This window comes from Azospirillum thermophilum, assembly GCF_003130795.1.
In the GTDB taxonomy this organism is placed as follows: domain Bacteria; phylum Pseudomonadota; class Alphaproteobacteria; order Azospirillales; family Azospirillaceae; genus Azospirillum; species Azospirillum thermophilum.
Genome location: NZ_CP029357.1, coordinates 444,707 through 456,333, shown reverse-complemented (window position 1 = coordinate 456,333; position 11,627 = coordinate 444,707). Strand labels below are relative to the sequence as shown.

The window sequence follows — 11,627 nt, the reverse complement described above, 5'->3', positions numbered from 1 at the left end:
TTTATGCATGAGGCCTCCCGATATCCCAAGCCGAAAAGGGCGGATCCTGTGCATCGGCCTGCGACACCGGGCGGGTTCCGGGGGGGATCGGCGCCGGCAACCAGCCCCCCGATCCGGCGGGCCGCCACGCTGGGTCTGGCGACAGGGTGGCGGGCAGGGTTGCGCGAACCGCGCCCCGCCGGCCCGTGCCGCCGACTTCGCCGGCCACGCTCGCGGGACCGTGTCGGGCGCCCCGTCGGTACATATACCCTCGGGTCGATTGATCCCGGACCCCGCCTGAACCGAACGTTGAATCGCGAGGCCGGTGGGTTCGGCGCCATGCCGGGCATCGGGCCGAAGGGGTGTGGACCGAAGCGGGGAATGAACGGCTATGAGCGCTCCTCTGACCGTGACGCGCATCGTCATCGCCAATCGCAATGCCGAGGGCGTGCAGAGCCGGGGCGACCTGCAGTTCGCTCCCGGCGCGTCCCTGTCCCCCGACGGCACGAAGGTCGCGTTCCACAGCGACTCCGGCGATCTCGTGGCCGGAGACACCAACCGGTACTTCGACGTCTTCGTCAAGGATCTGCAGACGGGCGAGGTCGTGCGTTACGTCCCCGCGCGCCTCAACAGGACAGGCATGACCTGGGCGGCGTCTGGCCGGTCTTTGTCGGGGACGGGTCCAGGATCGCGTTCAGAAGCCTCGAACCCGGCTATTCAGGCTTCAACGACTATGTCGCCATCGCCGATCTCAAGTCGGCGGCCGTCGATCTGGTCGACGATACCGAAGGAAACGACGGGTATCTCTTTTCCAAAGACGGCAGGACGATGCTCCTGACAAGCGCCGGCTCCGAGGTCTATCTCGTCGACATGCTCAGCGGCGCCCGGACGATGGTCAGCACGGACGTCAACGGCCGTCCCGCCGACGAGTCCGCCTATGGCATCTCGATGTCGGCGGACGCCTCGAAGGTCCTGATCTCCACCCAGGCCACCAATCTCGTCCCCGGCATCGAAAAGCCGGGGGGCGGCCTGCTCCTGCTCAAGGACACGGTCACCGGCGAGGTCTCGCTTGCCGCCCGGCACAGCATGTGGGGCCAGCTCTCCGCCGACGGCACCATGCTGCTGTTCGAAAGCGCGGAGAACGGCCTCGTGCCGGGCGACCAGGACAACCGTCAGGACCTCTTCCTGAAGGACCTGAAGACCGGGATCGTCACGCGGGTCAGCGGTGCCGCCGACGGCAGCGCGCCGAACGGCGCCGCGGGGCGGGGGGCGCTGTCGGCCGACGGCAGGCGTGTGGCCTTCGAAAGCTCGGCCAGCAACATCGTCCCGAATGACACCAACGGCCGGACGGACATCTTCGTCAGGGATCTGGTGAGCGGCGAGACGGTGCGGGTGACGTCCGGACCGGCCGGCGCCTCCGGTCCCGGTGGCGATCCCAGTGTGTACATCTGCGACTTCTCCGACGACGGCCGCACCCTGGTGCTCACGAGCAATGCCGGAGGCCTCGTTCAAGGCGACCGGAACAGGGGGTTCGACGTCTTCGTCGCCAGCTTGAGCGGCCGCGACGGGCAGCGGATCACCGGAACGATGGATGATGACCGCCTGACGGGCGGTTCCGGCGATGACGTCATCCACGGACTGGCGGGAAGCGACACGATCCTCGCGGGGGGCGACAACGATACCATCGTCGCGGGCGCAGGCGACGACCGTGTGGACGGAGCGGGCGGCTCCGACGACATGACCGGCGGCGACGGCCAGGACACGCTGGCCGGCGGTTCCGGTGCCGATACCGTCTTTGCCGGCAACGGCGGCGATCTGGTCGACGGCGCCGATGGTCACGACCTGCTGGGGGGCGGCCCGGATTCGGACAGCGTGACGGGCGGGGCCGGCAACGACACGCTCTATGCCGGCGACGACGGCGTGGCGGACACGCTCGTCGGCGGTTCCGGAGATGATCGCTTCTGGGTCAACGGTCCGGAGGACCGCATCGTTGAACGGCCCGGCGGGGGAATCGACACGGTGATCGCCCGCTTCTCCTGGACCTTGGACGACTCCCTGGAGAATCTGCGGCTGCAGGAAAAAGGCGCGTCCGCCAACGGGGCGGCCATCGGCAACCGCCACGCCAACCTGCTGATCGGCAACGGCGGGAACAACCGGATCGACGGGCTCGACGGCGACGACACGATCTGGGCGACCAGAGGCGACGACCGGGCCGACGGCGGGCCGGGCGACGATGTGGTCGGCGGCGGCGGCGGAAGCGACAGCGTCATCGGCGGGTCGGGCAACGACACGCTCTATGGCGGCGACGATGCGGCCGCCGATCTGCTGGCCGGCGGGCCGGGCGACGACGTCTACTGGATCAACGGCACCGCGGACATCTCGGCTCCTGCCGACGTCATCGAGGAGAAGCCGGGGGAAGGAACCGACGCGGTCCACGTCAAGGGCTCCTATCGGATGGCGGACTGGATCGAGATCCTGACGATGCAGGCGGAGCCGCGTGGCTCCGCATCCATCGCCTGGGGAAACGCGCTGTCCAACCACATCACCGGCAACGGGGCGGCGAACGGTCTTGCCGGTCTGGCCGGAGACGACACGCTGGTCGGGATGGCTGGCGACGACAGTCTCAGCGGCGGCCCCGGCGACGACCTTTGCATCGGTGGCGCCGGCAACGACAGCTTGGGACCGGCCGGCGCGCCGGAGGGAGACGGGAGTCCTGCCCAGGGCCGCGACACGCTGATCGGCGGTCTGGGCGATGACCGTCTCGATGCCGGCGGCACCCCGGACAGCCGCGGGCTGGTGGCCTTCGACGACGCTCCGGACCTGATCGTCGTCGGCCGCGAGGCCGGCGACGGGTTCGGCAAGGATACGATCGCCGGCTTCGACGCGGCCGGGGACCGCATTCTGTTCACCGGCTATTCGCCAAGCGACCTTGCCGCACCGGTGACGGTCACGGATGTGGCGCCCTATGCGCCCATCGAAGGCGCCATGTCCTGGCGCGCCAGATTCTCCTTCTCCGACGGCTCGACGCTGGAGGTCGGCGGGATTGCCAGGGGCCTTCCCTCCTTCACGCAGGGCAGCGACTACCTCTTCGCCGGGTCTCCTGTGCCGGGGCCGTAGCCGGATCGCCGGGACGCCCGGCCCCGTCCCGACGGTACCGGTGCGGCGCCGGCCGGCCGGAACAGCCCGGTCAGTCCGGCGGGGCGTCCGGGGGATGGGCTCCAGGATGGTCGTGGTCGTGGTGGTGATGCCCGTCGCCGGCTTCCCCGTCGCGCATCGGAATCACGACCGCGCGGCCATGGCGCACGCCGCGCTCGGCGATCACCCGTTCGGCCATGCCGCGCACCGCCGCCTCGTCGCCTTTCAGCACCGACACCTCCATGCAGCTTCCGTGGTCCAGATGGACGTGGAGCGTGGTCAGCGTCAGCTTGTGATGCTCATGAAAGGCGGTGGTCAGCCGCCTCGACAGCTCCCGCGCCGCATGGTCGTAGATATAGACGAGCGCCGCCACGCAGGGACCCGTCTCCCCCTCCGCCGCGGCGGCCTCCGCCAAACCGCTGCGGGCAAGGTCGCGGATCGCCTCGGACCGTCCCTGGTAGCCGCGCCGCTCGACCAGCCGGTCGATGTCGGCCAGCAGATCATCGTCCAACGTGATCGTCACCCGTTGCATGTCGCCTCCAACCGTGTGAGCTGGGTCAAGATGCCGCTGTGCCGCAAGTGTGATGATTCTTCGTAGACATCATACCCATCCGGCCGTATCGTTCCCGCCATGACCATAGGGCCACCCGCCGCGACCGTCCATCCGCAACCGGCGGGCGGGCGGGGGCGGCGCGCATGCCGCGACCGCGACCGGGGACCATGGCAGGAGCCGAACCGAACGGGGGATGCGATGGCGGCATGGCGGAGGAGTCTCGCCCGGGTGGCGACGGCCGCCCTTTTTCTGGCGGCGGCGGCCGGGGGACATGCGGCGGCGGCGGCCAGCCCCGGGGGCACGCTGACCTACTCCTGGACCAGCAACGTCGGGCCGCTCGACCCGCACCGCTATTCGCCCAACCAGATGTTCGCCCAGGCGATGGTCTACGAACCGCTGGTGCGCTACCGCGACGGCGGCACCATCGAGCCGTGGCTGGCCACCGCCTGGACCGTGTCGCCGGACGGCCGGACCTACGACTTCACCCTGCGCGAGGGCGTGGTCTTCTCCGACGGCACGCCGTTCGACGCGGCGGCGGTCAAGGCCAACTTCGATGCCATCCTGGCCGACCGCTCCAGGCATGAGTGGCTGGCGCTGATCGCGCAGATCCAGGCGGTCGAGGTGCTGGCCCCCCACAAGGTCCGCCTCGCCCTGAAGGCGCCCTACTACCCGACCCTGCCGGAACTGGCGCTGATCCGCCCGGTGCGTTTCGCCGCCCCGTCGGTCCTCGCCCCCGAAGGCGTCCGCTCCCCGGTCGGCACCGGGCCGTGGATGCTGACCGCGACGAAGAAGGGCGAATACGACGTCTTCACGCGCAATCCGTCCTATTGGGGGCCGAAGCCGGCCTACGAGCGCATCGTCGTCAAGGTCATCCCCGATCCCACCGCCCGCGCCGTCGCCTTCGAGACGGGCGAGATCGACCTGATCTACGGCGGCACCGGCCAGATCTCGGCCGACAGCTTCACCCGTTTCAAGGCGCGCGGCACCGGCCGGACCGCGGTGTCGCCGCCGCTCGCCACCCGGACGATGGCGATCAACAGCGGCCGTGCCCCGACCAGCGACCTTGCCGTGCGCCGCGCCATCAACCACGCGGTGAACAAGGATGCGATCATCGCCAAGCTGCTCTATGGGCTGGAGCCGCGGGCCGACACCCTCTTCGCCGCCAATTTTCCCTACACCGACCTCGGCCTGGCGCCTTACGCCCACGACCCGGCCCGGGCGGCGCGGCTGCTCGACGAGGCGGGCTGGACCCTGCCGCCCGGCGGGACGGTGCGCCAGCGCGACGGCCGGCCGCTGCGGGTGGAGCTGTGCTTCATCGGCAACGACGCGCGGGAGAAGGCGCTCGCGGAGGCGATCCAGGCCAACCTGAAGGCGGTCGGCTTCGAGGCCGTCCTGGTCGGCGAGGAGGAGAACGCCATCCAGGCCCGGCAGAAGGACGGCCGCTTCGGCCTGATCTTCGGCGACACCTGGGGGGCGCCCTACGATCCGCACTCCTTCGTGGGTTCGATGCGGGTGCCGGCGCACGCCGATTACCAGGCGCAGCGCGGCCTGCCGATGAAGGCGGAGATCGACGCCAGGATCGGCGCCGTGCTGGTGACCACCGACGAGACGGAGCGGCAGGCGCTCTACCGCGACATCCTGACCACCCTGCACGAGCAGGCGGTCTATCTGCCGCTGTCCTACCTGACCGTCATGGCCGTCAGCCGGGGGGTGGAGGGGGTCGGCTTCGGCGCCAGCGCCTACGAGATCCCGTTCGGCGCGATGCGGCCGGCACCCTGACGGCGGGAGAGGGACGATGCTGCGCTTCATCGCCGGCCGCCTGCTGACCCTGCCGCCGCTGCTGCTGGCGGTGTCGGTCGGCGTGTTCCTGCTGCTGCGGCTGGGGCGCGGCGACCCGGCGCTGGATTACCTGCGCCTGTCCGGCATCCCGCCGACCGACGCCGCCGTCGCCGCGGCGCAGCGGCTGCTCGGTCTCGACCGGCCGCTGGCGGAGCAGTATCTGTCCTGGTTGTGGCAGGCGCTTCACCTCGATTTCGGGCTGTCCTACGTCACCCGCCGGCCGGTGCTGGACGATCTGCTCTACTATCTGCCGGCCACCCTGCAGCTCGGCGCCGCCGCGCTGGCCGTCACGCTGGCGGTGAGCCTGCCGCTCGGCATGTGGGCGGCGCGGCACCGCGACCGCCTGCCCGACCATCTGGTGCGGGCGCTCGCCTTCGTCGGCGTGTCGATCCCGAACTTCTGGCTGGGCTTCCTGCTGGTGCTGCTGTTCGCCGTGACGCTCGACTGGCTGCCGCCGCTCGGCCGGGGCGGCTGGTCGCACATGGTGATGCCGGTGGCCGCGGTGGCGCTGATGTCGCTGTGCATCAACGCCCGGCTGCTGCGCGCCAGCATGCTGGAGACCGCGGGGCAGCGCCACGTCCTCTACGCCCGGCTGCGCGGCCTGCCGGAGCGGCGGGTCGTCCACGGCCACATCCTGCGCAACGCCCTGCTGCCCATCGTCACCGCGACCGGCATGCACATCGGCGAGCTGCTGGGCGGCACGCTGGTGATCGAGAACATCTTCGGCTGGCCGGGGGTGGGGCGCTATGCCGTCTCCGCCATCTACAACCGCGACTATCCGGTGCTGCAGTGCTTCACCCTGCTGATGACGGTGATCTTCGTGCTGTGCAATCTGGCCGTCGACATCCTCTATGCGTGGCTCGATCCGCGCATCCGGCTGGCGCGGGAGGTCGGGCGATGAGCGCGCTGATCCGGGACGACGCCGTGCCCGCCATCCGCCGCCGGCGGCTCCGGTGGCCCCGGCCCCGCCGCACGACGATGGCCGGGCTGGTCCTGGTCGGCGCGATGGCGCTGGCCGCCCTGGCGGCCCCCCTGCTGCCCTGGGATCCGGAAGCCGTCGACCTGATGGCCCGGCTGGAGGGGCCGGGCGCCGCCCACTGGCTCGGCACCGACCATCTCGGGCGCGACCTGCTGGCCCGGCTGCTGCACGGCGCCTCGGTGTCGCTGGGGGCGGTCGCCGTCATCGTCGCCCTGATCCTGGCGCTGGGCATCGGCGTCGGTGGCCTGTCGGGCTTCCTCGGCGGGCGGGCCGACCGGATCATCATGCGGGTGTGCGACGGCTTCCTGACCGTGCCGACCTTCGTGCTCGCCATGTTCATGGTCGGCGTGCTCGGCACCGGGCTGACCAACGTGGTGCTGGCGATCGCGCTGTCGCACTGGGCCTGGTACGCCCGCATCGTCCGCGGCATGGTGCTGTCGCTGCGCGAGCGCGACTTCGTGGCCGCCGCCATGGTCTCCGGCGCGTCGCGCCCGCGCGTCTTCATGGACCATATCCTGCCGGGGGTGCTGGTGCAGCTCGTGGTGCTGGCGACGCTCGACATCGGGCACATGATCCTGCATGTCGCCGGCCTGTCCTTCCTGGGGCTGGGGGTGACGCCGCCGACGCCGGAATGGGGCGTGATGATCAACGACGCGCGCGAGTTCATCTGGACCCAGCCGATGCTGATGCTGTGGCCGGGGCTGATGATCCTGCTGACGGTGATGGGCTTCAACCTGCTGGGCGACGCCCTGCGCGACCGGCTCGATCCGACGCTGGGAGGGGGCGACCATTGAGCGCGCATCGCCTGAGCGTGGAGGGGCTGCGGCTTTCCGCCCGCCGCGACGGCCGGCCGGTGGAGCTGGTGCATGGCATCGATCTGGCGGTGGAGCGCGGACGGGTCACCGCGCTGGTCGGCGCCAGCGGGTCGGGCAAATCCCTGACCTGCCTGGGGCTGCAGGGTCTGGCGCCGCCCGGGGTGGAGCGGCTTGCCGGCCGGGTCCGTCTGGACGGCGTGGCGGTCGAACCGGCGGCGCTGCCCGGCCGGGTGGTGGCGACGGTGATGCAGAATCCGCGCAGCGCCTTCAACCCGGTGCTGACCATGCGGGCCCACGCGCGCGAGACGCTGGCGCTGCGCGGGGATGCCGGCGCGCTGGACGAGCGTCTGGCCGAGGCATTGGCCGAGGTCGGCCTGCCCGAGCCCGGGCGCGTCGCCCGGCTGCATCCCTTCGAGATGAGCGGCGGCATGCTCCAGCGCATGATGATCGCCCTGGCGCTGCTGGCCGGGGTGCCCTTCCTGCTGGCCGACGAGCCGACGACCGACCTCGACCCGCTGGCCCAGGCGCATATCCTGACGCTGATCGAGCGGCTGGTCGCCACGCGGGGGCTGGGGGTGCTGATCGTCACCCACGACATGGGGGTGGTCGCCCGTCTGGCCGACGACGTGGCGGTGATGGAGGCCGGCCGCATCGTCGAGACGGCGCCGGTGGCCGACCTGTTCGCGGCGCCGCGCTCCGGCGCAGCCCGCGCCCTGCTCGCCGCCCATCGGGCGCTCTATCCGGAGGAGGTCGCGTGACGGTCCTGCTGGCCGCCGAGGCGGTGGAGAAGCGGTATGCCGGACAAGGCGCCTTCGGCGGCGGTCCGGCGAAGACGGTGCTGCGCGGCGTCAGCCTGTCGGTGCGCGAGGGGGAGAGCGTGGCGCTGCTCGGCGCCAGCGGGTCGGGGAAGAGCACGCTGGCCCGCCTGATGCTCGGCCTCGAACGGCCGGACGGCGGCACGGTGCGCTGCCTCGGCCGGCCGATCGACGGGTTGGACGCCGCCGGCCGCCGCGCCTTCCGCCGGTCGGTGCAGGCGGTGTTCCAGGACCCGCTGGGTGCCGTCAATCCGCGTCACCGGATCGGCCGGATCGTCGCCGAGCCGCTGCGCCACCTGACCGACCTCGACGCGCCGGGGCGGGCGGCGCGGGTGGCGGACCTGCTGCGGCTGGTCGGGCTGGCGCCGGAGGATGCCGGCCGGCTGCCGGGGAGCTTGAGCGGCGGTCAGGTCCAGCGCGTCTGCATCGCCCGCGCGCTCGCCCCGGAACCCCGGCTGATCCTGCTGGACGAGGCGGTGTCGAACCTCGACCTCGTGCTGCAGATCCAGATCATGGAGCTGCTCGCCGGGCTGCGGGACCGGCTGGGCACCGCCTTCCTGTTCATCACCCACGACGTCCGGCTGGTCCGCCGGTTCTGCAGCCGGGTGGCGGTGCTGCACGACGGGGAGCTGGTGGAGGACCGGCCGGTCCGCTCCCCTCTCGTCTTCGACCACCCGGCGGCACGGGCGCTGCTCGGCGCCGTGCTGCCCGCGACTCCGGAAGCCGCCCGACCGCCGCGGTGACGGCGGGAGGAGCCTGTCCTCCCGCCCCGGCCCTCACAGTCCCGGCCCTTACAGATCCGGCCCTCACAGATCCGGCCAGGTCTCCGTGACCAGCCGGCGCACGTCCTCGGCGCTGTCCAGCGACAGGGCCATCTCCGCGATGCGGCGGCAATCCGCGATCCGCAGCGTGCGGATGAAGGCCTTGAGGTCGGCGATCACCGCCGGGGTGGCCGACAGCTCCGTCACGCCGAGCCCGATCAGCAGCGGCGCCGCCATCGGGTCGGAGGCGGCGCCGCCGCACACCGCCACCGTGCGGCCGAGCACCTCGGCCCCCGCCACCGTCTGGCGGATCAGCCGCAGCACGCCGGGATGCAGCGCGTCGAGCTGGGCCGCCACATGCGGGTTGCCGCGGTCCATCGCCAGCACATACTGCGTCAGGTCGTTGGTGCCGATGGACAGGAAGTCGGCGACGATCGACATGCGGTCCGCCACCAGGGCCGCCGCCGGCACCTCGATCATCGCGCCGACCTCGATGGGCTCCGCCCGGCCCAGCCTCGCCCGCTCCTCGTCGACCATCGCCCGCACCGTCCGCAGCTCGGCGGGCGAGGCGATCATCGGCACCATGATCCGGCAGACGCCGGCCGGCCTCACCCGCAGGATGGCGCGGATCTGGGCGCGCAGCAGCTCGGGCTCGCGCAGGCCGACGCGCACGCCACGCAGGCCCAGCACCGGATTCTCCTCCTTCGGCAGCGGGAGGTAGGGCAGGGGCTTGTCGCCGCCGACGTCCAGCGTGCGGATCACCAGCGGCCGGCCGCCGAGATCGTCGGCGATCTGCTGGTACTGCCGGTACTGCTCGTCCTCCGACGGGGCGGACTGGCGCTCCAGGAACAGGAATTCGGTGCGCAGCAGGCCGCAGCCCTCCGCCCCCTCGGTCACCGCCCCCGGCGCGTCGCTGACCCGGCCGAGGTTGGCGAGGACCTCGATCCGCGTCCCGTCGGCGGTGCGGCAGGGCTCATGCGCCGTCCGCCGGTTCTCCTCCCGCCGTGCGGCGCGGCTGGCGACGGCGCCGCGCGTCGCCTCCATCGCCTCGGCCGGCGGGGAGACGCGGATCTCGCCGCGGTTGCCGTCGACGATGACGGAGGCGCCGTCCGGTATCCGCTCCGCCTGCCGGCCGACGGCGACCACCGTCGGCACCCCCAGCGCCGCCGCCAGGATCACCGCGTGCGAGGTCGGGCCGCCATGCACCATGCAGATGCCGCCGAGACGCCCCGCCGGCACCCCGGCGAGGTCCGAGGGCAGGATCTCGTCGGCCAGCACGATGCTGCCCTCCGGCACGCCGGCGAGGCCGACGCTCGGCTCCCGGCCCGACAGCGCGGCCAGCACCTGCTGTTCCAGGTCGCGCAGGTCGGCCGCCCGCTCCGCCATGCGCGGGTCGGCGAGGCGCGACAGCACCTCCGCTTGGCCGCGCGCCGCCCGGCTCCACGCCCATTCGGCGCTCTTGCCGGCGCCGATGTCGGCCAGCGCGCCGTCCAGCAGCTCCGGATCGGCCAGCAGCTCCTGGTGCGCCTGGAAGATCGCGGCATGCTCGGGCATCCGGCGCGCCGCGTCCGACAGGCCGGCGACCACGCGGTCGAGCGCGCCGCGCAGCCGCCGCTCCTCCTCGGCCGCGCCGCGCCCCTCCTCCCGGACCGTGACCGCGGCGCGGAAGCGGCGCAGCGCGGTGCCGACCGCCACGCCGGGAACGGCGATGGTGCCCTTCAGCAGCACCTCCTCGCCCGGTGCGAAGGGCGGCCCGATCTCCTCCGCCACCGCGGGGGCGGCAGCGGGGGCGGCAGTCGCGGCGGCGGGCGGCGGCCCCTCGACGATCTCGTCGCCGAGGCCGCTCTCGATCAGCCCGGCCAGCGACTCGACCACGCCCGGCGCGCCGGGGCCGGTGGCGCGCACCGTCAGCTCGTCGTTCGCCACGGTGCCGAGCCCCATCAGCGCCACCACGCTCTTGGCGTTGGCGGTCTGGCCGCGGCAGAGGATCGTGACGGCGCCCGGATGGGCCTTGGCGGCGGCGACCAGCGCGGCGGCCGGCCGCGCATGCAGCCCGTGGGCGATGCGCAGCCGCACCGTCCGTTCCGCCGTCTCCCCGCCGGCTCCGGGTCCGGCCGCGGGTCCGGCCGCAGCCGCCGGCGCTGCGGCGGCCGGCGCGGTCCCGCCCTCCACCGTCATCACCGGGGCGCCGGCCGCCACCTCCCGGTTCACGGTGCGGCCGTCGACGGTGAAGCCGTCATTCACCACCACCATCATGCTGACCAGGCTGTGGGCGCGGCTGCCCACCAGATCCATGTCGAAGGACAGCAGCAGGTCGCCGGTCCGCACCGGCTGGCCGTCCCTGACATGGGCGGTGAAGCCCTCGCCGTTCAGCCCGACCGTATCGACGCCCAGATGCAGCAGGACCTCCGCCCCGCTGGCCGCGCGGATGGTGCAGGCGTGGCGGGCGCGGTGGACCGACAGCACGACGCCGTCGCACGGCGCGCGCAGCTCGTTCACCGTCGGGTCGATCGCCATGCCGTCGCCGACCAGCCCCTGCGCGAAGGCCGGATCGGGCACGTCCTCCAGCGGCATGGCCCAGCCGGCAAGCGGTGCGGCAAGCGTGATCGCGCTCATGATGTCCTTTCCCCCCTTCGCCAGTGTCGTCGGTTTCCTGTCGTCACTGAACGCTTCGCCCCGGCCTTCGATCCAGCGGGGGCTTGGCACTTGTCCGGAGGATTGGACGCCCGCGCGCGGATTTCGTCAACGCGC

The 11,627-nt window shown here is 72.4% G+C and carries 9 protein-coding genes; 7 read left to right on the top strand and 2 right to left on the bottom strand.

Features of this window, described 5'->3' with window-relative positions; translation table 11 throughout:
• Positions 1–370: 370 nt before the first annotated feature.
• Both DEW08_RS31400 and DEW08_RS26895 read left to right on the top strand, forming a co-directional pair.
• Positions 371–817, top strand: coding sequence for a hypothetical protein (locus tag DEW08_RS31400; RefSeq protein WP_168220526.1), 447 nt, complete (start codon positions 371–373; stop codon positions 815–817).
• Positions 808–3,096 (top strand): calcium-binding protein, encoded by a 2,289-nt coding sequence (locus tag DEW08_RS26895; protein WP_168220525.1) that lies wholly within the window; start codon positions 808–810, stop codon positions 3,094–3,096. Before DEW08_RS31400 ends, DEW08_RS26895 begins: the two co-directional genes overlap by 10 nt.
• Positions 3,097–3,166: 70 nt before the next feature.
• On the opposite strand, the gene nikR is transcribed toward DEW08_RS26895, so the two are convergent.
• Entirely contained in the window at positions 3,167–3,646 is a 480-nt protein-coding gene (nikR, locus tag DEW08_RS26890) for a nickel-responsive transcriptional regulator NikR (protein WP_109333116.1), read from the bottom strand.
• Between the two features lie 219 nt (positions 3,647–3,865).
• Here nikR and nikA point away from each other — a divergent pair, with 219 nt between their 5' ends.
• From nikA to nikE, 5 genes are all read left to right on the top strand, one after another.
• Complete coding sequence (gene nikA, locus DEW08_RS26885; RefSeq protein WP_109333114.1) at positions 3,866–5,446, top strand: nickel ABC transporter substrate-binding protein; 1,581 nt, start codon at positions 3,866–3,868, stop codon at positions 5,444–5,446.
• A 16-nt stretch (positions 5,447–5,462) separates the two neighbouring features.
• A complete protein-coding gene (gene nikB, locus DEW08_RS26880) occupies positions 5,463–6,407 on the top strand; it encodes a nickel ABC transporter permease subunit NikB (protein ID WP_109333112.1) in 945 nt (314 codons plus the stop codon).
• 77 nt (positions 6,408–6,484) lie between these two features.
• Positions 6,485–7,279, top strand: coding sequence for a nickel ABC transporter permease subunit NikC (gene nikC / locus DEW08_RS26875; RefSeq protein WP_168220538.1), 795 nt, complete (start codon positions 6,485–6,487; stop codon positions 7,277–7,279).
• A complete protein-coding gene (locus tag DEW08_RS26870) occupies positions 7,276–8,058 on the top strand; it encodes an ATP-binding cassette domain-containing protein (protein WP_425429143.1) in 783 nt (260 codons plus the stop codon). The genes nikC and DEW08_RS26870 overlap by 4 nt, the downstream gene beginning before the upstream one ends.
• Positions 8,055–8,858 carry a nickel import ATP-binding protein NikE gene (gene nikE / locus DEW08_RS26865; RefSeq protein WP_109333106.1) on the top strand — a complete coding sequence of 268 codons (804 nt, stop codon included), beginning with the start codon at positions 8,055–8,057 and terminating at the stop codon, positions 8,856–8,858. Before DEW08_RS26870 ends, nikE begins: the two co-directional genes overlap by 4 nt.
• Positions 8,859–8,921: 63 nt before the next feature.
• On the opposite strand, the gene ptsP is transcribed toward nikE, so the two are convergent.
• Positions 8,922–11,492, bottom strand: a complete 2,571-nt coding sequence (ptsP, locus tag DEW08_RS26860; RefSeq protein ID WP_109333104.1) for a phosphoenolpyruvate--protein phosphotransferase — start codon at positions 11,490–11,492, stop codon at positions 8,922–8,924.
• Between the last annotated feature and the right edge of the window lie 135 nt (positions 11,493–11,627).